This is a genomic window from Stieleria tagensis, from assembly GCF_024129865.1.
Classification (GTDB): Bacteria; Planctomycetota; Planctomycetia; order Pirellulales; family Pirellulaceae; genus Stieleria; species Stieleria tagensis.
This window is the reverse complement of record NZ_JAMYFE010000037.1, coordinates 57,092-81,465: the sequence shown is the minus strand read 5'-3', so window position 1 is coordinate 81,465 and position 24,374 is coordinate 57,092. Positions and strand designations below refer to the sequence as shown.

General features: G+C 55.5%; 20 protein-coding genes. 14 read left to right on the top strand and 6 right to left on the bottom strand.

The features are described from left to right. Positions 1–5: 5 nt before the first annotated feature. On the top strand, positions 6–443 hold the full coding sequence (locus NHH03_RS08150; protein WP_253155269.1) for a response regulator: 438 nt from the start codon (positions 6–8) through the stop codon (positions 441–443). A 4-nt stretch (positions 444–447) separates the two neighbouring features. Further along, positions 448–1,563 (top strand): sensor histidine kinase, encoded by a 1,116-nt coding sequence (locus NHH03_RS08145; protein WP_253155268.1) that lies wholly within the window; start codon positions 448–450, stop codon positions 1,561–1,563. Between the two features lie 16 nt (positions 1,564–1,579). Here NHH03_RS08145 and NHH03_RS08140 read toward each other — a convergent pair whose 3' ends face one another. Next, a complete protein-coding gene (locus NHH03_RS08140) occupies positions 1,580–1,939 on the bottom strand; it encodes a hypothetical protein (protein ID WP_253155267.1) in 360 nt (119 codons plus the stop codon). A 269-nt stretch (positions 1,940–2,208) separates the two neighbouring features. Between NHH03_RS08140 and NHH03_RS08135 the strand changes: the two genes are divergently transcribed. From NHH03_RS08135 to NHH03_RS08115, 5 genes are all read left to right on the top strand, one after another. After that, on the top strand, positions 2,209–2,712 hold the full coding sequence (locus NHH03_RS08135; RefSeq protein ID WP_253155266.1) for a YciE/YciF ferroxidase family protein: 504 nt from the start codon (positions 2,209–2,211) through the stop codon (positions 2,710–2,712). Between the two features lie 357 nt (positions 2,713–3,069). Next, entirely contained in the window at positions 3,070–3,993 is a 924-nt protein-coding gene (locus tag NHH03_RS08130; protein WP_253155265.1) for an ATP-binding response regulator, read from the top strand. Beyond that, positions 3,990–4,754: a response regulator gene (locus NHH03_RS08125; protein WP_253155264.1), complete on the top strand. Its 765-nt coding sequence runs from the start codon at positions 3,990–3,992 to the stop codon at positions 4,752–4,754. Before NHH03_RS08130 ends, NHH03_RS08125 begins: the two co-directional genes overlap by 4 nt. 231 nt (positions 4,755–4,985) lie before the next feature. Next, positions 4,986–6,131: a DUF1573 domain-containing protein gene (locus NHH03_RS08120; RefSeq protein ID WP_253155263.1), complete on the top strand. Its 1,146-nt coding sequence runs from the start codon at positions 4,986–4,988 to the stop codon at positions 6,129–6,131. 450 nt (positions 6,132–6,581) lie between these two features. Further along, positions 6,582–7,658: a hypothetical protein gene (locus NHH03_RS08115; protein WP_253155262.1), complete on the top strand. Its 1,077-nt coding sequence runs from the start codon at positions 6,582–6,584 to the stop codon at positions 7,656–7,658. 115 nt (positions 7,659–7,773) lie between these two features. Here the strand turns inward: NHH03_RS08115 and NHH03_RS08110 are convergent, their stop codons facing one another. The 3 genes from NHH03_RS08110 to NHH03_RS08100 form a co-directional block, all read right to left on the bottom strand. Beyond that, a complete protein-coding gene (locus NHH03_RS08110) occupies positions 7,774–8,922 on the bottom strand; it encodes a XylR family transcriptional regulator (RefSeq protein ID WP_253155261.1) in 1,149 nt (382 codons plus the stop codon). 91 nt (positions 8,923–9,013) lie between these two features. Further along, a complete protein-coding gene (locus NHH03_RS08105; RefSeq protein WP_253155260.1) occupies positions 9,014–10,114 on the bottom strand; it encodes a GTP-binding protein in 1,101 nt (366 codons plus the stop codon). 74 nt (positions 10,115–10,188) lie between these two features. Further along, a complete protein-coding gene (locus NHH03_RS08100) occupies positions 10,189–10,527 on the bottom strand; it encodes an ArsR/SmtB family transcription factor (RefSeq protein ID WP_253155259.1) in 339 nt (112 codons plus the stop codon). Positions 10,528–10,878: 351 nt separating this feature from the next. On the opposite strand from NHH03_RS08100, the gene NHH03_RS08095 reads away from it, so the two are divergent. The 4 genes from NHH03_RS08095 (at position 10,879) to NHH03_RS08080 (ending at position 16,862) form a co-directional block, all read left to right on the top strand. After that, positions 10,879–12,054, top strand: a complete 1,176-nt coding sequence (locus tag NHH03_RS08095) for a hypothetical protein (protein WP_253155258.1) — start codon at positions 10,879–10,881, stop codon at positions 12,052–12,054. 145 nt (positions 12,055–12,199) lie between these two features. Further along, positions 12,200–14,527: a sulfatase-like hydrolase/transferase gene (locus NHH03_RS08090; protein WP_253155257.1), complete on the top strand. Its 2,328-nt coding sequence runs from the start codon at positions 12,200–12,202 to the stop codon at positions 14,525–14,527. 142 nt (positions 14,528–14,669) lie between these two features. Beyond that, complete coding sequence (locus tag NHH03_RS08085) at positions 14,670–16,349, top strand: Na/Pi cotransporter family protein (protein ID WP_253155256.1); 1,680 nt, start codon at positions 14,670–14,672, stop codon at positions 16,347–16,349. A 93-nt stretch (positions 16,350–16,442) separates the two neighbouring features. Continuing rightward, the gene (locus tag NHH03_RS08080) at positions 16,443–16,862 is read left to right on the top strand and encodes an RrF2 family transcriptional regulator (protein ID WP_253155255.1); all 420 of its coding nucleotides are present in this window, start codon (positions 16,443–16,445) and stop codon (positions 16,860–16,862) included. Positions 16,863–16,879: 17 nt separating this feature from the next. Here the strand turns inward: NHH03_RS08080 and NHH03_RS08075 are convergent, their stop codons facing one another. After that, positions 16,880–17,455 carry a c-type heme family protein gene (locus NHH03_RS08075; RefSeq protein ID WP_253155254.1) on the bottom strand — a complete coding sequence of 192 codons (576 nt, stop codon included), beginning with the start codon at positions 17,453–17,455 and terminating at the stop codon, positions 16,880–16,882. A gap of 237 nt (positions 17,456–17,692) precedes the next feature. On the opposite strand from NHH03_RS08075, the gene metH reads away from it, so the two are divergent. Continuing rightward, on the top strand, positions 17,693–21,373 hold the full coding sequence (metH, locus tag NHH03_RS08070) for a methionine synthase (protein WP_315861433.1): 3,681 nt from the start codon (positions 17,693–17,695) through the stop codon (positions 21,371–21,373). Positions 21,374–21,438: 65 nt separating this feature from the next. Beyond that, positions 21,439–22,413 carry a hypothetical protein gene (locus NHH03_RS08065; protein WP_253155253.1) on the top strand — a complete coding sequence of 325 codons (975 nt, stop codon included), beginning with the start codon at positions 21,439–21,441 and terminating at the stop codon, positions 22,411–22,413. Between the two features lie 147 nt (positions 22,414–22,560). On the opposite strand, the gene NHH03_RS08060 is transcribed toward NHH03_RS08065, so the two are convergent. Further along, positions 22,561–23,229, bottom strand: coding sequence for a protocatechuate 3,4-dioxygenase (locus NHH03_RS08060; protein ID WP_253155252.1), 669 nt, complete (start codon positions 23,227–23,229; stop codon positions 22,561–22,563). Between the two features lie 182 nt (positions 23,230–23,411). Here NHH03_RS08060 and NHH03_RS08055 point away from each other — a divergent pair, with 182 nt between their 5' ends. Next, positions 23,412–24,368 (top strand): DUF1559 domain-containing protein, encoded by a 957-nt coding sequence (locus NHH03_RS08055; RefSeq protein ID WP_253155251.1) that lies wholly within the window; start codon positions 23,412–23,414, stop codon positions 24,366–24,368. Positions 24,369–24,374 lie beyond the last annotated feature (6 nt).

Here is a 24,374-nt window from a genome sequence, read left to right as displayed (position 1 = left end):
AATTCATGACCCCTCATTTGCTGACGTTCTTGTTGGTCGAAGACGACGACAATCACGCCCATCTTGTCATGCGCAGTCTGAAAAAAGCTCGTGTGCAAAACCAGGTGTTTCGAGCCGCCGATGGTGCCGAGGCATTGGCGTTCCTTCGTCGCGAAGGGGAACACGCCGACAAGCCGCATCCCGATGTGATTCTATTGGATCTTAAATTGCCCAAGATCAGCGGGCACGAGGTGTTGGCCAGTATTAAACAAGACGAACAATTGCGAGTGATTCCAGTGGTCGTGATGACGACCTCGGATGCCGAGTCCGATCGGGCCAAGGCCTATGAGTATCACGCCAACAGCTATGTCGTCAAACCGGTTGATTTCGAACGGTTCCGACAGCTCGTCAACGACCTCTGTTTGTATTGGGGCGTTTGGAACGAACCCCCAGAAGGAAATTGATTGCGTGCCCCAAAAACAGTCCTTGAGCGTGTTGTTGGTCGAAGACAATGAAACCCATTCCCACTTGGTACAGCGGCATCTCAAGAGGGCCAAACTATCGAAGATCGAGATCACTCAGGCGCAAACGTTGGCTGCTGCGATCGAACTGGCATCGTCTGAACCGTTTGATGCGGTGCTGTTGGACCTTAGTCTGCCCGACAGCGCCATCAGCGAAACGTTGTCTCGGTTCATCGCAGCGGTACCGCATCTGCCAACCGTTGTCCTGACCTCGTTAGACGATTTGGATTTCGCCAGTGAATTGGTGCAACAGGGCGCGGACGATTTTTTGGTCAAAACCGATATCGGAAGCCAGATCCTGTTGCGTTCAATCCGCTATGCCATCGAGCGAAAGAAAAACAAGCAAAAGTTATCGGCCTATGCGGATCAATTGAAACGCAGCAATGATGAACTGAAAAGTTTTGCTCATACGATCGCCCATGAAGTTCGGTCGCCGCTGAATATCGTTTCCTGCTGTCTGAGTCTGATTCACGAAGATTACGCAGAAACACTGGATAGCGATTCTCTAGAGGCAATCGCGGATGCCAACACGGCGATCGCCAACATGACCGAACTGGTCACCGATCTGCTGGATTACTCGCGGGTCGAACACAGCGGGGGCCAGTTTGAACCGATCGACCTGCAAACGCTGATGGCCGGGGTGTTGCATTTACTGAAGTCGGAGATTGAGCAAACGTCGGCTGTCGTGACACATGATGCGTTGCCAACGATCATTGGCAATGAGGTTCAAATCCGACAGGTGCTGAGAAACCTGATCGGCAACGCGATCAAATATCATGATCCCAGCCGGACGCCTCAGATTCAGATTGCTTGCGAGCACGAAGAGCAATGCTGGAGAGTCGTCGTCGAAGACAACGGTTTAGGAATCCCCAGCGAAAGCCGGCAACAGGTGTTCAACCCGTTCGTCCGAGTCCATGAATCGACCGGTGTCGCGGGTACAGGGATCGGTCTTTCGTTTTGTCAACGAATTGTGATCAATCACGGCGGGAAAATCTGGGTTGAACCGAATCAACCGCATGGCAGTCGGTTCCTGTTCACCATTGCCAAACCGCAGTCGCGGTAAAGTGTCTTGGGAACGATCAGGCTGGTTGGCTTTCGACCAGTTCCACCGAGGGTCCCAACGTAGCGTCAGTCTCCAACACACTGCGAAGGTAACGGTACACGTTTTCGCCAGCGAGCGATTCCAGTTCGTACACCGCGATGACATCGGGCTGAGGATGCCCGCGAAACAGCAACAGACGCACCAATTGGCTGACCGTTGAGCTTTCACCGGCGTGAATCGCGGATCGAAACGCGATCATTGGCGGCGCAGCACTGCGACTGCAGAGGACACGGTGGCCGTCCATCGGGCCGGCCATAAACTCAATTGTTTGTGTGTGATCCGCCAACATTGTCAATGCTCCACTTGCGATGTGTCCTGTCAGACCGCTTGCAAACATGCCGGTATTGAACAGGGATTTGGTCGACGTGCAGGAAAAGCAATTCGCGTGCCAAGTGTGAAACACATTCGGTGTCAGCAAAATTTCCGGTCAGGTGTTGGCCTGTCAAAACCGAATTGCGGGGATGATTGGAATGGAATGTGCGGCCTGTGAAGACCTGTTAGCTGCTCAGTCGGTGAACCGTTCCACCGTCTGCTGCGCGCCTGATTTGCTGTGCCTGCCGATGCTGTGCCCGGCATCGGCCAGTTTCCAATAACCGGAGAAGAACTATGAATCTTGATTCACTACACAAATTGTTTGTCCATGAACTGAAAGACATCTATAGCGCTGAAAAGCAGGCCTTTGAAGCACTGGGGAAAATGCAAGAAGCGGCCACTGACAAAAATCTCAAGGCCTCTTTCGCCAAGCATCGTGAGGAAACCACACAGCACCTTGAACGACTGGAATCCATCTTCAAAGAACTGGAGTTTCAACCGGGCGGGCACCGCTGTATGGCGATGGAAGGGATCATCAATGAGGGCGAAGAATTGATGAAAAGCGATATCGAGCCGCACGTACTCGACGCCGCCTTGATCTCTTCGGCGCAGCGGGTGGAACACTACGAGATTGCAGCTTACGGCACTGCACGGGCGTTTGCCGACAAGTTAGGCAACCATTCAGCAGCCGACCTGTTGCAGCAGACGCTTGATGAAGAAGGGCGAACCAACCGTGACCTGTCGCGACTCGCCGAACGCAGCATCAACTTCCTGGCGACCAAAGCCGTCGTGGCTTGATCGCATTGGGGCGGACTATCTGGAACAGCGCCCGCCCGTACCGAAACACGTTCGGCTCCCAACCCCACGCATCGGTTGTTCTCAACCGATGCGTTTTTTCTTTTCATCCACTCCATTCAACTCGCCAGTTTTCGAGGGCCTGGTTGCGTTGATGTCAGCTTGGTCATCCGGTGACCGCAATGGCGACTCGTGCCCCCCAGGGGATGCAAGGTTGTATCGAACAAAACTGCCGTTCCTAGAGTGTGGCTCGGTAAAGACTTACGACGGAAACCCCAAACTGCGATAGGGATCGGGCACGGCTGCTGCGTTGTTGGGTCTGCAATCACCGATGACCTACACACTTTGGGAAGCAGGACCATGAAACCTGTCATATTGATTGTTGACGACTCCAGCGCGGACCAACACTTGGCCGGAAGCTTGCTGCAAAAACAGTTTTGCTGCGACGTGGAATATGCATGGAACGGCGATGCCGCTTTGAAACGAATTGAGCAACAGGGTGTCGACGTGGTGGTCACCGATCTGGTGATGCCAGGACTGGACGGATTAGGTTTGGTTCAAACGCTACGTGACCATCATTCACGCATCCCGGTGCTGTTGATGACCGCCTTTGGGAACGAGGAAGTTGCCGCCGAGGCGCTCGCGGTTGGTGCATCCAGCTATGTCCCTAAATCACAATTAGCCGAACGATTGGTATTAACCGTCCAGCGCTTGGTCAACCGCGCGATGACCGATCGCTGTCGCAATTTTGCGGGGAAGCGAATGTTGGGGGGTGCATTTCGATTTGAATTGAATCATGACCTGTTCATGATCGTTTCCATCGTCAACCTGTTGCACCGGACGATGTCCAGCATGGAATTGGGAATCCCGTCGCAACGGATCCGTGCTTGTACGGCGCTGGAGGAGGCGATTTCCAACGCCATTCTGCACGGTAACCTGGAGATCTGTGAAGACGAATTGGCACAGCTACGGCGTTCGCATTCGCAAACAGAATTGAATCGAGTGATAGAACGTCGAGGTCGACAACCAGAATTCCGTGACCGCCGCGTCTTGGTCGACGCCGAGATTCATCGCGATTACGCTAAAATGACGGTCAGCGATCAAGGCAATGGATTCGATTGGGCGAGCCGTAATCGATTCGATTTGCGGGATCGTTTTGACGCCGGGAAAGACCGCGGATTAATGTTGATGCATACTTTGGTCGACAACCTTTCGTTCAATGACACGGCCAACGAAGTCACCTTGGCGACCCTCACAGCTATCAACACGGAACCTCTCCTATGACGATGCCACCGATTCGCATCTTGCTGGCCGACGACGTGCCCGCCAATCAGCGGGCCATCGGCCGATTGTTGAAACGACGCGGATGTGAGGTGGTCAGTGCTTGCAATGGTCAAGAAGCGGTCGATTTGTTTCGTGCTCAACCGTTCGACGTGGTGCTACTGGACGTGCAGATGCCGGTGATGGATGGCCATCAAGCCGCTCGCTCGATCCGCGAAATCGACGCCGGGAGGTCCATTCCGATCATAGCAATGAGTGCTCGGGGGTCCGAATCAGACCGTCATGAATGTTTGCAGTCCGGTATGACGACCTGTTTGCCCAAACCCGTCGATGTGGAGGAACTGTTCAAAACGATTGAGGCGATTCGAACGGGCAATCCACTCGCTAGCAGCCCCACCACCGACTCCGTCGCGACCGCACCGGCGACCGCACCCGTTTTAGATCTTGCGGACACGATGGGCCGATTGATGGATGATCAAGTCATCTTAAAATTCGTGGTCGATCAGTTTCGCGACGGTGCCGAACCCTGTATCGAGGCCATGGAATCCGCGCTCAGAATGAAGGACTTAAACGAACTTGCTCAGGCGGCGCACCGGTTACGAGGCATCGCGGCGAACCTGGGCGCAAAAGAAGTTCAGCAAATTACAGCTAACATCGAACGCGGTACCGAGGCGGGCAGATACGAAACGGATGACGTTCTTGTCTCGCGACTGAAGACAGCCGTCGAAAAGGTTCGCCAGGAACTGCAGAGGCGTCAGCTCTAATGTCGAGCCGTTTCAAAAAATGACATTTTCAGGTCAGCGAGAGGTCGATGCTCAGGTAACGATCAGCCGTATCGTGTGCGGCGCTGATAAACTGAAAAAGATATTTTTGAATCTTTGCAGTCCGAATGTTGCACGGGGGGGGTGGTTCGCTACCATCGAAAGGGCGGTGAGGCTAATTGACCGAATTAGCCAGACTCCTCCGCTGATCGCGTAATCTAACCTGGATCGGCCATGATTCGTTTGAACGCATTCTTTTTGATCGTAATTGTCAGTTCCTATCATGCGTTGGCTCAGGAAGCAGAACCACCTGGACGCGATCGAGCACTCAAGCCCACTGGTGTGCAGTTCAAGCCTCCCAGCGATTTAATAAAGACAAACTCGGTGGAGTTGACCGACACCGAAGAGTTTCATCGTCTAACCATTCCGCGCATGCAATCGGGAAAAGAAAAAGTCATTGGAGTTCCACTCAAAAACATCAGTGACAAAAAGATCACGGTCAAAAACATTGAAGTGTCTTGTGGGTGTATGGCAGCAATAGCCAATAGCCTTGAGATCAATACAAAAGAGACGCTGTTGGTGTATTTAAGGATTACCCCCACTGAGGTGGGGAGATTCGCAAAGCGTGTGACGATTTCGTTTGAAGGATCTCCGGCCGTTACATGCGTCATCGAGTCGATTGTCGCTGCTGCGTTTAACGTATCTCCAAATGCAATGTTGCTCGAACCGGGAGATGTCCAAGGTGGCGAACTGGTGGTCAAGTCTGTATTCGATTACTCCGGTTTTGAAGTGAAGTCATTGAACCCGTTTATGAAACTAGTTTATGACCGCCAAGAAAAAGAGAAGGGAAATATCTATAGGTGCGAGCTTGTTGAGGGGGTAAAAGATGTAAAGGCGCCAGCGGAGTTAATGGTCCCGATTCAAGTGAAATATCTTGGCAAAATTCATGAGTACTCGCTCCAAGTAATTAATTCGGCATCTGTGGCAGTCAAGCCGAGTATCGTATTTGCACGACGTAACGCACAGGATGACAATCAGACTGAATTTTTCGTTGTGGTTAGGTCCTGGCGTGAAGTGAACGATCTGACTTGTGAAATTGCGAGCCCTGCAAATGGTCTTTCGCTAAAAGAGATACGACGAAAATCTCTCTCTGGAGACGCACTGCTTCAAGCCGTGACATTTGTGATTGAGGGAGACACTCAATCCACTGAAGAGGTCACTATAAACTGGATTCGGGATGGGGAAATTGTTGGTACGTGTCGCGTTTTCACCAACGGTCGGAGCGATCTTGCACAGGAAACGTTTCGTGAATTGAATCGTGAGCGGAACCGGCAATTAATAGAGCAGGGAAAAGCCAACGCGCTAGATCCGCTCGAGTAGATTGTGTTTCTTATTTCTTCCACGTCGATGAATTTTGAGGATTGAACCCATGCGTACCCTGCTGTCAATTTGCTTGTTGGTACTGACCGTTACCAGTGCACGCGCGGAGACCTGCTATGAATTTACCGGCGGAACCAGTCAATGCTTACCGGTCACACCTTCGGCCTGTACAGGAAATTGTCTTCCCAACCACCCTGTCACGGGACAGCCTTGGTGTCCGAACCCATACCTGGCTGCTGGCTATACCGGATCTTGGGACAACTCTAGGCAAGTTGAAGAGGGGTATGGGATTGACGGCGGCTGGACTGTCTATTGCGCGACGGGCGGAGCCTGTACCTGTCAACCAACAATGGGTGGTCCGATATGTGACACTCCCACCTCATATCAAGGAGTGAATCCAGTAGATATTCCAAATATTGATATCAATACTCCATGCCCAGAGAATTTTAATTGATTAACGGATTGTCAAGCAGAAAACTATTCGTGGAGGTTGACGTTATGAAGCGCCTATTTGCTCTCTTGATCATCTGGGCTCTATCTCTTGGGTTTGTGAATGCACAAGGTCTTGCCACCAACAGCGTTGAGCGTTTGGCGGTTGACTGTCTCACAGATTTTGCCGTCGCCCCATTTGGGCTTCCGGATGAATACTCGGTTGTCATACGAGAAAAATGCAGTTCATATTTTGATGGACGCGACGTGGATACGATCTACCTCTTCTGTGAGGATCGCAGAAGCGGTAGCAGCGGGCGGTTTTCCGCGACCGGTGAAATTGGGAGATTCGTTGGGGCAAATGAAAATCAGCGAAGGTGGGTGCAATACCTCAAGACCCCCACCCACCGAGCGCGGCGGCAGGGTGGTGAAGCTTTTGGACGGTATTCTGGGCAACTTGTTGAGGATTTGGCGATGGACCCTGATGATAGTCAGATCCCTCGATATCCTATCGGTCATGACTTTCCCTTTTATCGCCCGATCGCACCGCGTGTTGATCGAAGCACTGGGAAGTCTCATACAATTAGCTATGGCCGAAGCTTGCTTGACGATCTGGACTTCATGCGAGCAACAAAACTAGAAGACGGAACGATCCAATCCGAATGGGCCAGGCAATTGTGGCGAGTGCAACTCTTATTTGATCCAAGACAAGGCAATTGTCCCACCCGGATCATCCATTTCGGCAATTTGGATATCGAAGATCCCGGTCCGATTATTTGCGTGCATCTTGTCAATTGGGAAGAATGGAAAGTTAATTCAAAACGATCGGTTTGGATTCCAACGGAGTACCGGTTTCGCCACTCTACGCCGGAATATGGAATGGACTATGAAATTGAGGGACATCTAAAGTGGCTTGATACATCAGACGAATCCGTAATGCCAGAATTAACAGAAGGTGAGGAAATCGACTGGCGAGAGAAGATTCGTCAGCGTTTCGACGAAGATTGGTCGCAGAGGTTTTCCGATTGGCAAAATCGGACTGGTACTCGTAGTCTCGGCAGCTCGGACGCCGAGTCTGTGAATGCTTCAGCAAACTAGTTAGCCCGTCACTAGTGCTTTTGACCCCGTTTCCGATCAAACGAGTTCCCACCACTTTGAACGGTGACAAAGCACTAGAGTGTGTTTGCTGTTCGAGAGCGACCTGTTTTCGATTCTAGTTTTCGCGGCGGAATTGTCCGGGTGGAATATTCATGGCGCGGCGAAAGGCCACGCTCATGTACTCCTCATTTTGAAACCCAGTTCGCTGTGCGATTTGGTGCAGGGTTAGATCGGTATCGATCAACAACTGTCGAATCCGTTCGATCCGGCGACGCGTGATTTCCTGGTGTGGCGTGCGGCCGACGATCTCTTGAAACCGTTTTTCCAAAACCCGTCGTGACAAGGGAACTTCCTTGAGCACGTCGTGCACATTGATGCCTTCACAGGAATGATCGCGGATGAAACGCATCGCCGCGGCGACATCAACATCCTCGATTGCCAACACGTCGGTCGATTGTCGCGTGGCGATTCCGATCGGTTCCATCAGATGCGCCGATTGATCGACTTTGGTTCCACCCATCATCATGTTCAGCAATCGCGCGGCTTCACGTCCGGTCTTGTGCGCCGCGGGGATCACGCTCGATAGCGGCGGCGAACACAAATCGCATAACAATTCATCATTGTCGACTCCCAGCAGGGCCAGCTGTTCAGGGACGTTGATGTTGTTCTCGCGACAGACATCCAAAATCTGTTGGGCTTTGATGTCGTAGCAGGCAAATACCGCGGTCCGATCTGGCAACGACAAAATCCATTTGGTCAGACGCTGACGCTCCTGACTGATGGACAGTCCTTGCGCGTCACGAGAGCGGGCATGGAACACATGACAACGACGACCGTCCCGGTCGGCTGCTTCGACAAAGGCTTGTTCCCGCCAGTTGGACCAATTGAAATCGGGTTCGCCGCAGAACGCAAAGTGTTCGAATCCGCGCTGGCGAAAGTGATCGTAGGCCAGTCGCGCGATCGCGGCATCATCGGTTTCCACCCAAGGAACCTTGGGAACCAGTCGCGCGGCGCTGACATCGACAATCGGCATCCTCAGCTGGCCGACCGCTTCGGCGATCGCCTCGGTCTCGATCCTTGCGATCAACCCATCGCCTTTCCAAGTCCGCAGCCATGCCGGTGGCGTAGCTCCCCGATGCTGCTCCGGCAAAAAGACCGACCAGGACTCATTGGTGCGGATGTAGGAAACAATCCCCCCCAGCAAATTCCGCGCATAGGCATTGGAGGTTTCGATCAACAGTGCGACCGATTTTTGTTTCGGCATTCAATGGGACTCGACGCGGTGGCGGAAGCTGAGTGGTTGAAATTGCCAACCAATTCTAAGGCATTCATGTCGGCACCGGTTGGGTCTGCCGCTAGGTGCCGGCGCGATAGGTGGGGACGGGACGGCCGGGGCGAAAGCTTTCAATCGACTCGACCGACACCGTCGCCGCTAGGTCGGTGGCGAGTTGTTCGGTGGCGGCGGTGACCGCGGATTGAAGCGATTGGGGATCCAGGCAAACGCGGGCATTGATGATCAATGTCAACGCTTGTCCGTGGGACTCCGAAGCGACCGACAACATCGTCGGCGTGTCACTGCTGACCAAATTGGCCACCGCCACGGCGCTGCCGGAGGAGCACAGGACTTTTAGATGCGCCGGTTCAGCATCCAATTCCAGCAACCGCTCTCGCAACGAATCGACCAGTCGCAGCACGGTGTCGTCGATCGCCAAGGGTTGATCCGATCGCAGCGTGGCGGTGGCGTTTAGCCAGCCCAGTTCGGCTTCGCCGTCGGCATAAACGTCGTAGTCGACGTCCATCATCGTCTGTCGCTGCGCCGCAGTGCCCGCCAATGCGATTTCAAGTTCATCCAAGTTCTCACCGGTCTTGGCCGACAGACAGATCACCGGCCGTCCCGGATACTGATCCTCGATGCTGGACCGTAGCAGGTCCAATTGCTCTTTGGTCAATTCGTCGATGCGATTGATCACAATCAATTCCGATTCTTCCAGTTGCTTGCGGAAGATGTACTCGGCCTTTTCCGAAAAGCCGCCTTTGCCGCTGCCGGTCAGAATCTTCAGACCATGGCTGGGTTTCAGCACGACCGCATACGGGCTGTGCACAAATTTTTCGCCCAGCTGTTCCATCATCGGAATCGCGATGGTGGCCACCAGATCGGTGCAACTGCCCACCGGTTCGGCCAGAATCACGTCGGGGCGATGGTTGGCATCAAAGGCATCCATGGCATCGGTCAGACCGTGGAAGTTACAACAGAAACAGGATCCCGCGACTTCGTTGACATCCAGTCCTTGGCTGCGCAGCAGTTCGGTATCGACCAGTCCGGCGGCTTGGTCATTGGTGACCACGCAGACATGTTTGCCGGCCGCCTGAAGCCGTCGAGCGAGTTGGCCGATCAAGGTCGTTTTTCCGGCGCCCAGAAAGCCACCGATCATTACAAAGCGGGTAGGAGTGGACATCACAGCTTGGGTGGGTGGAAAGAGGTCGATGGAGAACAGCAGGACATTCTCCCGATTATCAGATTGTTCGTCAATCAGCGATCGTCCGTCGCGCCGGACTGGCCCACATCCAACCGGCAGCAACCAAAATCCAGCACGTTCGGTTTGCGGCGACGCCCCGAGGCGAGCAAATGTTCGCTGAGCGAGTAGTAGATGAATTTTCCTTCGCGGCGGGTCTGGACGACGTCGGCATGGAACAACACCCGCAAATGGTGCGAGACCGTACCGATTTCCTGTTCCAGCAATTCGGACAGGTCCGAAACGCTAAGCGGACCGACTTGCAAGGATCTGACGATTCGCATTCGCAGCGGATCGCCCACCGCTTTCAAATAGGCGGCGCATTTGGTTTCGTCGTCCTGGTCAGATTTGGTCACGGAACCTGTGGGGGGTCAGAGGAAAACACGAGCAACATCGTAGTTTAGACCCCGCGATGGTTGCCCGCGAGACGAGGGTGTTGCCAGCCCCCAGTGCCATGGCAGGGGCTATCGTGCCATGCAGGGGCTATCGTGCCATAAGCAGGGGCTATCGTGCCATAGCAGGGGCTATTGCGGGTGACTGGGCTGGGTAGAGTTTGACGGTTCAGGGGTTCGGGGCGCGGTGGCAGGTCTGCGGGGATGGTTGTTTTGTGACCCCTGGTCTGCGACCTGGCAAATTCTATTGCCCGCCTCGACGATAACTGCACGACGCCTGTCTCCGTTTGCTCTTTCATTAAATCGGAATCATCTATGCCATTTCTTCGCGGTAACCTTGGGTTTCAAAGATTCAGCGTGGCTGGTTTTGAAGCGGATCAGTTTGCTGACGAACACATCGAGATCTTGGCCCAGCATGCGGCGGGGAATTTCGAGACCGGATCGACCGAAAATGTTCAAATCGGATTTTTGGGTGGCGAGCACCTGTTTGATCAAGAGTTTGAGCTGTCAAAGAATGTGATCAACGACGCGGTGCACTGTTCGGTCCGCATCGACACCAACCAGATTCCCGCAGCGCACCGCGCCGCCTGGTTGCAAATCGAATTGGCGGGGATCGCCAAAGACAGCGAAACCGGCGTGATCACCAAGGCCCAGCGCAAGGAAGCCAAGGAAGCGGTCGAACAACGTTGTGAATCCGAAGCGGCCACCGGCAAGTATCGCAAGATGCAACAATTTCCGCTGTTGTGGGATTACCAAAACGAACTGTTGTACTTTGGCGGTTCGGTCGGCACCGCCGGTCGGCACTGCATCGACCTGTTGGAACGTGCCTTTGGTTTGGAATTGCGTCATCTCGGTGCCGGATCGATCGCCCAACAATGGGCGATCGACAACGATCTGTATGGCGAAGTCGATGATCTGCAACCGCTGGACTTTTTGACCGGCCAAACTCGCGGCGACAACACCTGGGCCAACGAACATTCCCAAGCCCCGGATTTCTTGGGCAATGAATTCATGCTCTGGTTGTGGTGGACTCTGGCGCATCAGTCGGACACGATCCAGTTGGTCGACGGTTCCGAAGTCACCGTCATGTTGGCCAAGACGCTTAGTTTGGAGTGTCCCCAAGGCGAGTCGGGAAAGGAAACGATCTCCGCCGAATGCCCCGTCCAGTTGCCCGAGGCGATGCAGGCCATTCGTTCTGGCAAATTGCCGCGCAAGAGCGGGATGACCATCGTTCGCGAAGGCCGTCAGTTCGATTTGGTGTTGCAAGCCGAATCGATGGGGATCAGCGGTGCGAAGATTCATTTGGAAGACGACGAAGAATTCGAAGACGACGATCGCATCGACGCCATTCGCTTGCTGAGTGAAACGACGGATCTGATGTTCCAGACCTATTGTGATCGCCGCACCGGACAGGAGTGGAAGCAGGATCTGCAGCAGATCGGTCAATGGCTGAGTGCCACGGAATCGCCGGCCCAAAAAGCCGCTGCCTAGTCTCGCTGCCCTGTCACAGGGCGTTGGCCGCGGTGAGGGTGAGGAATCAATGGCACTTTCGCACAATCCGGCGCAGTCCAGTTAGACTGTTGGACACAAGCATCCAACGATGACTGATTCTGACTTCTAGATGGAAGGAAACGAGATGTGCCAGTTCCTGCCCTGGGGCCGACAGGCCGTGCCAGTGGTGTGTTTTCTGTTGGCAGGGTTGACCGGCGGTCGCGCGGTCAGCGCCGACAACGCGCGCCCCAACATCTTGTACCTGTATGTCGATGACATGGGATGGGGATCCATCGGCCCCAATGGCCAGGCGAAACGTCGATCCGACGGCCAGCCGTTCGTGCGGACGCCGAACCTGGATCGCTTGGCCCGCGAGGGTGTCAATTTCACACGGGGCTACGGCTGCCACGTCTGTTCGCCGGCCCGCTCGTCACAGCAAACGGGGTTTCATCAAGGCCACACGTTTGCCGATCGGAATGATCCGAACAATGCCAAAAAGGCGATGCGGGCGGATGATGTGCTGATCGGCGATGCCTTGTCAGCGGTCGGTTACGCCACCGGGTACTGGGGCAAATGGGGCTATGGTGGATCCAAGGATTTGGCAAACCCGGTGATCGAGAATGTGCAAACGCTGCCCACCGCACACGGCTACCAGCATGTACTCGCCGAATTGCATCACATCCGCGCGCATACATTTTTCCAGCCGACCTTGTGGAGCGCACCGGCCGACTCGGCGTCCGTCGGCGGATTGCAATTGATCCCCAATTCGATGGCTGCGTTTCAGAGCAACGACGGCTATCCCGACGGGCCGGCCAACCAAAATCATCCGGACTATCCCGACACGGCCTACTGCGACGATGTCTATGCGATGTCCGCATTGGATTTTGTCCGTCGCCAGGGCAACCAGTACAACCAAACACGGCAACCGTTTTTTGGTCTGCTGGCGGTGCAAATTCCACATGCCCCGTTTGCCGAAGTGGCCACCTTGCCGCAGTGGGACCAGGCCTATCGGGATGATCCAAAATTCGCAGGGCTGGCCGACCAGACCCGGCAATGGGCGGCGATGGTGACCCGGATCGATGCCCACTTTGGCAACTTGTTGGCGGCCCTGGAAGATCCCAACAACGATGGTGATGATTCCGATTCAATTGCTGATAACACGCTGGTCATCTTCCAGTCCGACAATGGCGGGCCGGGTGGAAAAAACCTGGTCGAACTTGATGCCAACGGTGGCCTGCGCGGTACCAAAGGCAGTATTTACGAGGGCGGCATTCGGGTCCCGCTGGTGATGCGTTGGCCGGCCATGATCCACGCCGATTCCAAACTCAAGGCCGGAACGGATTCGCACCGGGTGGTCGATGTGACCGATCTGATGCCAACGTTTTGCCAGCTTGCCGGTGCGCCCATCCCGTTGGGAGTCGACGGCGTTTCGCTGGCGCCGACATTGCTGGGAACCGATCAACAACGGCGGCGTGAATTCATCATTCATGAAGCGGGAAACGGTCAATCGATCATTCGCGGCAACCAAAAATTAGTGCGGTCCAGGAACACGTCTTACGCGCTGTACGATTTGGAAGCGGACCCCACCGAATCCCATGATCTGGCGGCCGAGTTTCCCGAGCGGGTGGCTGAACTGAAACAACTGCTGTTGGACGAACGTGTTGCCGAGCCGCGCGGATTTGCCAACAGCTATCACCACTGGACCGGTGCGGACAACGCCGCGACCTCCGCTGCGGACAACTGGTCCGACTACCGCTATGCCAATGCGGGCGTGACCTACATGATTGACCAGGGTGCACCACAGTTGTCGTGGGTGGCGCATGTCACCAATGACTCCGACAAACCCAACACCGCGCGGGTCGATGCCGACGTCCAATTTCTGGCACTGGAGATTCGCGGTTCCGGTCCGGCTGCGACGCAGACGATGGCTCTGGACAGCGGCGTCGGTCTGGTCGGTCGCAACGAAATCCGAATTGCGCCGCACGGGCAATTGAGTCTTCGGCAGGGCACGGTGTCGACACAGCGTTGGATTCAGATCGCGCCACTGGGGACATTTCGCGGTGCCGGTGTGATCGATGGCAGCGTGTTCAATGATGGCACGGTGATTGGTCAGGCAGCCAGCGGACAAGAAGCCAGCGGACAGGAAGCCAGCGCGGCGGTCGGTTCCGGCCCCGCGGACCTGCAGATTCGCGGTGACTATCATCAGTCGGCCGATGGCTCTCTGCATTGTGTGGTGGGAACTGGCGGGAAGGCGTCACTTGCGGTCAGTGGTGCTGCGGTGTTGGGTGGGAAGTTGATCGTGCAATTTGCTGCTGGCGCGGCGCCGACCGCGGGCCAGCGGATTAGAGTATTGACCGCCGCTCGGTTGACGGGCCGATTTGACAATCCGGGTGATCAGGTTGTCACAGCCGACGGCCAACGGCTGCGCATCGACTATGACGCTACGTCGGTCACAATCACGTTAACGGACTGATTATTGGGGTGTCACAACCAGCGGAGAGTGATCTTTGCCGGGGGGTGTTTGAATCTTGGCGCTGGGCTGGTAACAATCACGACACATTTTCACGAACAATGATCTCATCGATGTCTAACACTCTTATCACCGCGGTGCTCCCTTGGAATTCTCAGCCCTAATCAATCTTGTGTTCGGACTGGTGGGTGGATTGGGAATCTTCCTACTGGGCATGAAGAACATGTCCGACGGGATGCAAGCGGTTGCCGGCGCCAGTTTGCGACGTTTGATCAGCATCGTCACCAACAATCGGTTGATGGCGACAGTGGTCGGGATCATTGTGACCTGCGTGGTGCAGTCGAGTTCGATCACGACGGTGATGGTGGTCGGGTTCGTCAACAGCGGCGTGATGCAGTTGTCACAAGCGATTGGCGTGATCATGGGCGCCAATGTGGGCACGACGATCACCGGTTGGATTTTGGTGTTAAAGATTGGCAAATACGGTCTGCCGTTGTTGGGCGCGGCGGCATTCGTGTTTCTCTTTGCCAAACGCGATCGCTGGCGCTATTGGGCGATGGCCGTGATGGGCATGGGGATGGTGTTTTTTGGTTTGGAGTTGATGAAAGACGCCTGTGCGATCATCAAAGACACCCCGGCCTTTGAACAGGCGTTTCAACGCGTCAGCGCTGACAACTACTTGGGGGTTCTCAAGTGTGCGATCGCCGGTTGCTTGCTCACGACGCTGGTCCAGTCGTCATCAGCGACGTTGGGGATCACGATTTCATTGGCCACCCAAGGCGTGATTTCTTACGAAACAGCCGCGGCCTTGGTCTTGGGAGAAAACGTTGGCACGACGATCACCGCGTTTCTGGCCTCGCTGGGCACGACCACCAACGCGCGTCGAACCGCCTATTTTCATATCATCTTTAACTTGTTCGGCGTGTTTTGGATCACGTTGATTTTTCATTGGTATATCGACCTGATTCAAGTCATTGTCCCGGGCGATGTGAAACAGGCGGTGGTGATTGATGGCGAATCCACCTTTCCGCAGACCACCGCCGCGATCGCCGCGACACACACCGTGTTCAACGTGGTGAACATGCTGATCTTTTTGCCCTTTGTGCCGCTGTTTGTGCGATTGCTAAATCACATCGTACCGGCCAAGAATTTCAAAGAGAAACCGCACCTGACGGATCTGGACATTCGGATGTTGGAGACACCGCTGTTGGCGATCGAACAGTCGCGCACGGAGATCCAGAAGATGGGCGTCAGCTGTGCCAAGATGATGACTTGGCTGCAAACGCTGCGTGAGCAAGACGACCCGGACAAAGCTCTGGCCGACAAATTGGTGCGTCGCGAACAACTGCTGGATTCGATGCAAGACGAAATCGCAGTCTTTGTCACCGATCTGTTGGCGAACGAAGTCACGCATGCCGTGGCCAGTGAAGCCCGCCAGCAGATTCGCATCGCGGATGAATACGAATCGATCAGCGACTATATCTTGAACATGGATAAATTCGATCGCCGCTTGCGCCGCAACGGGCATCGATTCACCCCGGGACAACGCAGGGATTTAGTAGAACTACATCAGCACGCCTGTGACTACCTCGATGCGGTCAATGAAGGTCTGGCACAGAGCAACAAGAATGTGCTGACATCGACCGAAACCATGTTGCGTCGGTTGAAAAGCGAAATCAAACAGCTCCGCAAGAAACATCTGGAAGACCTGTCCAGTGGCGAAATCCCCCCCTTGGTCAGCGTGGCCTACCTGGCTGTGTTGAATGCCTACTCGCGGGTCCGCGACCACGCCGAAAACATTGCCGAGGCGGTTGCACTGATTTAGGCTCGATTGACGTTGATCACGGCGGTGCCTAGGCTTGAAATAAAGATGCGTCTGTGATGCATCTTTGCCAAAGCCGTTGCCATTGAAACTGCCATGAAACTCACAACGCAAACCGACTATGCACTGCGGACATTGATGTTTTTGGCGACGCAAACCAGGCGTGCCAAAGTGGCTGACGTGGCGTCGCTGTTTGGGATTTCCGTCAACCACGTCGCCAAAGTCGTCAACTTGCTCGTTCGGGGTGGTTACATCCGCAGCACCCGCGGGATCGGCGGCGGCATCGAACTGGCCCAATCCCCGGACGAAATTCGTCTGGGCGATGTGATCGAGCAGATGGAGGGCGATCTACACCTGCTGGCCTGCGTGCAAGCCGATGATGGCTGTGTGATTCACTCATTTTGCAAGCTCAAAGGGGTGCTGGCCCAAGCCGAGCGAGTGCAGCGGGAGTATTTGGACTCTGTGACGCTGGCCGACGTCGTCCCCACCCGGCGTCAGCTGGGCCAGGTCAAATGAATGCAGCGGCCGTCAAATCACTTGGTTTGAGCTGCCAGCGGCATCGAAATCAGCAGCCCAGCGGTGCGCGTTTCGGTACTATTGCGACGTTTAACGTGGCATTTCAAACATTGTGACGCCAATCGGATCGGGCCGGCGAACCGATAACGGTTTGCAGCGGTCGATTCAAAATGCGGTTTTCCCGACTTCAGCGCAGTCACGGCGAGGCGTTCGAATTCATTTTCAGCCAGATGATCGACGTTCAGAACATCTGTGTCGACGATCAGCCACTTGACTTCTACACTATAGACCCCAGCGAGTTCATCAAAGACGTCTTGTAGAGATGCCGATGGAATGGCATGAGCTTCCTCGTCGTCGAAGAAGTCGCGGTGCATGACCTGCAGGGATCCACGAATGGTTTCATACAGCAATTTGGACCGGGCCCGGGCTTCGGCAGTCGTACTCGGCAGCGGGACCGAAATGGTTTCGGTGTGATCGGATGGCTGTGAGGCCGATTCGTCGGCCGCTAGTTTGGTCGCGCAGAGCGTCAATTCGAGCGTTATTCCGAGCACGATCGACAGGATCAGGTACTGGAGGCCCAAGTTTAATTTCATCGCTTTTTTCCGGCATTGAAGCGCTGGGATGATCGTGAGTCGATGGTTGACGAACGAGAAGAATGCCGAAAAGATGTATCTGGCGTACATGTTTGTATCGGTCTTCACTCTCAGCGTCAATCTGGTCCCGCCAGCGATGGCGGGCTGCAATTCAAATCGCGTCGCCGCGGCGAGTGTGGCGGCGCTCCAACCGTTTCCCCCAATCGAAGTCTCAGCGTGCTGCATACCGAGCCTATTGTGTCTGATCTAGACCACCTGATCCGCGAGCGAATTTTGTTACTCGACGGTGCGATGGGGACAATGATCCAGCGTCTGGGGTTAGACGAAGCCGCCGTGCGTGGCGAGCGTTTTGCCGACCACGACAAGGATCTGAAGAATTTTTCGGACATCCTCTGTCTGACGCATCCGGAAAAAATCACCGCGATTCATGCGGCCTACTACGAGGCCGGGAGTGACATCGTCGAGACCAATTCCTTTGGTGCTTCGCCGGTCGGGATGGTGGAGTTCGGATTGCCGTTGGAGTTGGTCGACGAGATCAATCACGCTGCGGTTGCCTGTGCCCGCAAGGCGGCTGACGAGTGGACCGAGCGGACGCCGGATCGCCCGCGTTTCGTCGCCGGTTCGATCGGGCCGACGACCAAACAGTTGGCGATCAGTACCGAGGACGACCCGGCGCACCGCGGTGCGACCTTCGAGGAGATGGTCGATAGCTATCGCGCCCAGGTCGATTCGTTGGTGGCCGCCGGAGTCGATATTCTGTTGCCGGAAACCGCGATCGACACGCTGAACTTAAAGGCCTGTTTGTTTGCCATCGCCGATTTCTTCCATGCCGGCGGGCGGCGGGTTCCGGTGATGGCCAGCGGAACCTTCGGTGACGGCGGCCGGACCTTTGTCAGCGCCCAGAGTGTCGAAGCGTTTTGGACCGCGATCAACCATTTCCCGTTGCTTTCGGTGGGGATGAACTGCGCCTTGGGTCCGGACGTGATGCGCGCTCACATCGAAGAACTCTCACATGTCGCCGAGATCCCGATCTCCTGTCACCCCAATGCCGGGCTGCCCAATGAAATGGGCGAGTTTGATCTGGGGCCGAAACAGATGGCTGACAAAGTGGGCGAGTATGCCGACAACGGTTGGGTCAACATTCTGGGCGGTTGCTGTGGCACCACCCCCGATCACATTCGCGCGATGTCCCAGCGGATCAAAGGCCTGAAACCGAAACAGGATACCCCGGGACCGGTCTACACCCGACTATCGGGCCAGATGCCGATGGTGATGCGTCCCGAGATCCCGTTCACCATGGTCGGCGAGCGGACCAATGTGATGGGCAGCAAGAAATTCGCTCGGCTGATTCGTGATGAGAAATTCGAAGAGGCGGTCGAGATCGCTCGGGAACAGGTCGAAAACGGCGCCACGATCATCGACGTGAACTTTGACGAAGGCATGTTGGATGGTGTCGAAGCGATGACGCGTTTCTTGCGTCTGATCGCCGGCGACCATGTGGCCGCCTCCGTTCCGGTGATGATCGACAGCAGTAAATGGGAGGTTTTGGAGGCGGGGCTGCGCAATGTCCAGGGCAAGGCGATCGTCAACTCGATCTCGCTGAAAGATGGCGAACAAGAATTTCTACGACGGGCCCGTTTGATTCGTCAATACGGCGCCGCAGCCGTGGTGATGGCGTTTGATGAAGAAGGGCAAGCGGCCGACGAAGACAACAAGGTTCGGATTTGCAAGCGAGCGTATGATCTGTTGGTCAAGGAACTCGATTTCCCGACCGAGGACATCATCTTTGATCCGAACATCCTGACGGTCGCCACCGGCATGGAAGAGCACAACAACTACGCCGTTGATTTCATCAACGCGGTGCGACGGATCAAGCAGGAATGTCCAGGCGCAAAAACCAGCGGTGGCGTCAGCAACATCAGCTTCAGTTTTCGTGGCAACGATCCGGTGCGCGAAGCCATTCACAGTGCGTTCCTGTATCACGCCGTGAAAGCCGGCTTGGACATGGGGATCGTCAACGCCGGTCAATTGGAGGTCTATGAAGAAATCCCCAAAGACCTGCTCGAACGCGTCGAAGACGTGCTGCTCAATCGTCGGCCGGATGCGACCGAGCGAATGTTGGACTTTGCCGAAACGGTCAAGGGCGACGGCAAGAAAAAGTCCGGCGAAGATCTGGCCTGGCGCAGTGAACCGGTCGCCGAGCGGATGAAGCACGCCTTGATCAAAGGGATCGATAAGTACATCGTCGAAGACACCGAGGCCGCGCGTCAACACTTTGACCGCTGTATCCAGGTCATCGAAGGCCCGTTGATGGACGGCATGAAAGTGGTCGGCGACCTATTCGGTGCCGGCAAAATGTTTCTGCCCCAGGTGGTCAAATCGGCACGGGTGATGAAGAAAGCCGTGGCGTATTTGGAACCTTTTATGGAGGAGGAAAAACGAGCCGCAGGCACCGAGAATGCGGCGGCACGCGGCAAGTTTTTGATCGCAACGGTCAAGGGCGATGTGCACGATATCGGCAAAAACATTGTCGGCGTCGTGTTGCAGTGCAACAACTACGAAGTCATCGATTTGGGTGTGATGGTGTCGTCCGAGAAAATCTTGGAAGAGGCGGTCAAGCAGAACGTTGACATGATCGGTTTGAGCGGATTGATCACTCCGTCGTTGGACGAGATGACCCATGTTGCCAGCGAGATGCGCCGCAACAAGATGACGATGCCACTATTGATCGGTGGCGCCACGACCAGTGCCAAACACACCGCCGTCAAGATCTCACCCAACTACGAGGGGCCGGTGCTGCACGTGCTGGATGCCAGTCGCAGCGTGAACGTGGTCGAACGGTTGCTCAGCAAAGAGCATCGCGATGCGTTTATTGCCGACAACCAGAAAAAACAAAAAGAGTTGGTCGCAAGTTTCCGTGACCGCAAGCAAACTCTGATTCCCTATGCCGACGCCTACGCCAAACGCTTTGAAACCGATTGGGCGACCGTGCAAATCGACACGCCGTCGTTCACCGGCACTCGGGTTCTGAAAAACATCCCGCTGCAGGAGATTCGTCCCTATATCGATTGGTCGCCGTTCTTCATGACCTGGGAACTCAAGGGCAAGTATCCCAAAATCTTCAATGACAAAGTCGTTGGGCCGCAAGCCAAGGAGTTGTTTGATGATGCCAATCAATTGCTGGACGAAATCATTGCCAACGGTTCCTTAACCGCCAACGCCGTGTACGGGTTTTGGCCCGCCGCCAGTGTCGGTGATGACGTGGTTCTGTACACCGATGAATCGCGCAGCAAAGAATTGACGCGATTCCATTTCCTGCGTCAGCAATGGGAGCGTAAAGGCCAGAAAGACTATCGCTCACTGGCCGACTACATCGCGCCGGCCGACTCCGGACGCCAAGACTACATCGGTGGGTTTGCGGTCACCGCGGGAGTCGGTGCCGAGAAGCTGGCGATGCACTACAAGGACCAGTTAGACGATTACAAAGCGATCATGGTGCAAGCGATTGCCGATCGACTGGCCGAAGCACTGGCCGAAAAGATGCACGAAACAGCTCGCGGTGACTGGGGATTCGGCCAGACCGAGGGCTTGGACAAGGAAGAATTGATCGCCGAAAAGTATCGCGGTATTCGACCGGCTGCCGGCTATCCGGCATGCCCCGATCACACCGAAAAACGCACCCTGTTCGATTTGCTCGACGCCGAATCCAATGCCGGCATGGAGCTGACGTCCAGCTATGCGATGACGCCCGGCGCCAGTGTCAGCGGATTGTACTTTGGTCACCCCGAGTCGCGCTACTTCACCGTCGAACGGATGACGCACGACCAGATTAAAGCCTATGCCGAGCGCAAAGGTCAGCCGATTGAAGAGATTGAACGTTGGTTGGCGCCGAATTTGGCGTACGACCCCAATCCGTGATAAGCTTGTTCGCCGTGCCAACGTACCCGCGGCGCCAAAGTTTGATCCTGGATAACGGCCTGTTGATGAATCGATACATCGTGATCTTGATCGCCGGATTGGTCCTCGGGTGCACTCCGCAATCCGCCGATCCAGTACCTGACGGTGTGTCCGCAGAAGTCATGGACCTGTCCGGTACCGCGCTGCCGCAAACGTTGGCCAGCGCGCATCTGCCCAACCCCGTTCTGATTCATCCCAAAGTCATCTCCGGTGGACTGCCCGAGAGTGACGAGGCGTTTCAAGAGTTGGTTGATCTGGGTGTCAAAACCATCATCAGCGTGGACGGTGCCAAGCCCGACGTTGCCGCCGCCCGAAAGTTCTCACTGCGGTATGTGCATCTGCCACATGGTTACGATGGGATTCCGGATCAACGTGTCAAGGAATTGGCCAAAGCGGTCCGCGATCTGGAGGGGCCGATTTACATCCACTGTCACCACGGCAAACATCGCAGCCCGGCCGCGGCCAGTGTGGCTTGTGTGTCGGCCGGTTTGACGCCACCGTCCCAAGCGATCGCCGTGTTGCAAGTGGCCGGTACCAGCCCCAACTACCGCGGCCTGTTCCAGGCGGCAGACCGAGCGGTTCCGCTGGAGCAAGCTTTGTTGGATGAGTTGCAAGTGGAATTTCGCGAGACGGTTCAGGTGCCGCCGATGGCCGAGGCGATGGTGGCGATCGAGCACACCCAGGATCATTTGAAACAGATCGCCGCTGCGGGCTGGAAGACTCCTGCCGATCACGCCGACCTCGATCCGGCCCACACAGCACTGTTGATGCGCGAGCATTTCACCGAGCTTCTGCGAACCGATGCTGCGGGCGAACAAAGCGATGCGTTTCGCCAAATGCTGGTGTCGTCCCAGCAAGCAGCCGGGGAATTGGAAACAGCGTTGTTGCACTGGGATGCGTCCAGCGGAGAAGCTGTCCCGCCGTCGGTCGAGCAATCGGCAAAGCGGATCGCCGACAATTGCAAATCCTGTCACGTCCGCTTTCGTGACGTCCCGCCCTAGTGCGTGACTCGGTGGGCAATTGTTGAAGATGCCTCGATCCCAAACGCGACGCGTCGGGTTGCCATTTGTGGGTAATCGCCGGCCTCACAGAGGCCAGCTACAGAGGTCAGCTACAGGGGCCGATCCCTGCTGCCATTTGATTTGGCCTTAGCCGCGGTTGTCATCTGGGGTTTGGCCAAGGACCACGTCAAAGTTGCAAGCCAGTTCACCGTGCTTGGAATCCGGGATCGGTTTGAATTCGGCCGTCAATCGTTCTCGTTTGGTCTTGTCGGTCACACGACGAAACACACCGTCACGCTCGTTTCCCTCGTGGCCGCGAATCAACAACTGCGTGGTCAGCAATTCGTGGCCGTTTTGCGACACTTTGATATGGATGTGCGGCGCCGGTCGACCGGGATAGGGCACAGGCTTGATCGTGCGAAAGCGGTAACCACCGTCAGATGCGGTTTCGAACTTTCCGTAGCCTTGAAAGTGTTTGTCCTGTTGCTCTTTTTTCTTGCTGCTGTCAGCGCTGTGCAGGTAAACCGCGTTGGCATCACACTGCCAGATCTCGATCGTCGCATTGCGGAGCGGAGATCCCGCGGTTGTCAAAAGACGGCCGCTAAGTTGAGTGATGGTTCCCACAGCGGGCGTGGTGCTGTCTTTGATCAGGATCAGGTCGTTGTCCTGATCGAGCGGTAAATGGTCGGGATAGAACGGCCCTTCGGTCAGCGGGGGCGTCGACAACAGTTCTTCGGCGAACAGTCCCGGTGTGGTGAAGAACGCGAGCGAGCCGCCCGCCAGAATCGAGCGTCGAGAGATCGGTGAAACAGACATTGCGTTTCTTCCAGTGCGGGAAAATGGTGATTGCGAGTGTTGCAGAAACAATACTTGGGGTCTTCATTTTAACAGTTGCGGCCGGCAGAACGTTCCGCCACACAGCCGCGGTATTGAATTGGGATTGTGAAATACTAAAGAGTTCGTAAAATCCTTGGCGGATTCAAACCAGGGATGAAGTCATGGAACGATTGAAATCATTTGAAATCGCGAGCCGCTGCTCCGGCGGCCGCCGCCGCGACGGATTCACCATCCTCGAATTGCTGGTGAGCGTATCGGTCATTGGGATATTGCTAGCATTATTGCTGCCAGCGATCGGTTCGGCGCGCGAGTCGGCGCGGCGGATTCAGTGTGTCAACCATCTGCGCCAAATTGGCATCGCGCTGCACAACCATCACGACGCCAAACGAAGTTTACCGGCCGGTTGGGCGTTTGATCCCTCGGGCCAGTCGGCTTACGGGTGGGCGACGTCGCTGTTGCCCTATCTGGAGCAGAGTGCATTGGCGGACCGACTGGACCTCAAGAAACCGGTGGACGCTACCAATCATGCGGTTGTCCGCGGCACTTCGCTCGCTGTGATGTTGTGCCCGTCAGATATCGCCGAGCAGACATTCATGCTGTATGCCGCCGGCGAAGATGACGAGGATGATGACGACCTGCGCGCATCGGTGATCGCATCTTTGGGCGGAGACGATGCGGCTGCGTTGGTGCAATTGCCAACGGCGAACTACGTCGGCATGTTCGGAACGATTGAACCGGATGACAGTATTCCGGCACCGATCGGCGACGGGGCTTTTTTAGAGAATCGCACCACACGTTTTCGTGATTTCGGTCGCGGATTGTCCAACACGATAATCGTCGGTGAACGCACGATGGCACAGGTCCCATCGACTTGGCTGGGTGTCAGCCTGCAAGGCGAGGATGCTGCTGCAAGGATCGTCGGTTCCGCTCTGGAGGGCATCAACAATCCGCTCGCCGATGAATGCGATTTTTCCAGCCGACATCCCGGCGGCGCCAACTTTTTGTGGGGCGATGGGCGGGTCACGTTTGTGAACGAGCAAATCGACTTGCACGAGTACCACCAGTTTTCACAATTGCGTTTGCACCCCCGACACTCCCTGTTCGAATCCGACCACTGATACGCG

What these genes read in the sequence shown, in the direction of transcription:
- NHH03_RS08080 (WP_253155255.1), top strand. Translation starts at nt 16,443, where the DNA reads ATGAAACTCACAACGCAAACCGACTATGCACTGCGGACATTGATGTTT.
- NHH03_RS08120 (WP_253155263.1), top strand. Translation starts at nt 4,986, where the DNA reads ATGATTCGTTTGAACGCATTCTTTTTGATCGTAATTGTCAGTTCCTAT.
- NHH03_RS08090 (WP_253155257.1), top strand. Translation starts at nt 12,200, where the DNA reads ATGTGCCAGTTCCTGCCCTGGGGCCGACAGGCCGTGCCAGTGGTGTGT.
- NHH03_RS08130 (WP_253155265.1), top strand. Translation starts at nt 3,070, where the DNA reads ATGAAACCTGTCATATTGATTGTTGACGACTCCAGCGCGGACCAACAC.
- NHH03_RS08075 (WP_253155254.1), bottom strand. Translation starts at nt 17,455, where the DNA reads ATGAAATTAAACTTGGGCCTCCAGTACCTGATCCTGTCGATCGTGCTC.
- NHH03_RS08150 (WP_253155269.1), top strand. Translation starts at nt 6, where the DNA reads ATGACCCCTCATTTGCTGACGTTCTTGTTGGTCGAAGACGACGACAAT.
- NHH03_RS08135 (WP_253155266.1), top strand. Translation starts at nt 2,209, where the DNA reads ATGAATCTTGATTCACTACACAAATTGTTTGTCCATGAACTGAAAGAC.
- NHH03_RS08125 (WP_253155264.1), top strand. Translation starts at nt 3,990, where the DNA reads ATGACGATGCCACCGATTCGCATCTTGCTGGCCGACGACGTGCCCGCC.
- NHH03_RS08095 (WP_253155258.1), top strand. Translation starts at nt 10,879, where the DNA reads ATGCCATTTCTTCGCGGTAACCTTGGGTTTCAAAGATTCAGCGTGGCT.
- NHH03_RS08140 (WP_253155267.1), bottom strand. Translation starts at nt 1,939, where the DNA reads ATGTTTGCAAGCGGTCTGACAGGACACATCGCAAGTGGAGCATTGACA.
- NHH03_RS08065 (WP_253155253.1), top strand. Translation starts at nt 21,439, where the DNA reads ATGAATCGATACATCGTGATCTTGATCGCCGGATTGGTCCTCGGGTGC.
- NHH03_RS08110 (WP_253155261.1), bottom strand. Translation starts at nt 8,922, where the DNA reads ATGCCGAAACAAAAATCGGTCGCACTGTTGATCGAAACCTCCAATGCC.
- NHH03_RS08105 (WP_253155260.1), bottom strand. Translation starts at nt 10,114, where the DNA reads ATGTCCACTCCTACCCGCTTTGTAATGATCGGTGGCTTTCTGGGCGCC.
- NHH03_RS08060 (WP_253155252.1), bottom strand. Translation starts at nt 23,229, where the DNA reads ATGTCTGTTTCACCGATCTCTCGACGCTCGATTCTGGCGGGCGGCTCG.
- NHH03_RS08055 (WP_253155251.1), top strand. Translation starts at nt 23,412, where the DNA reads ATGGAACGATTGAAATCATTTGAAATCGCGAGCCGCTGCTCCGGCGGC.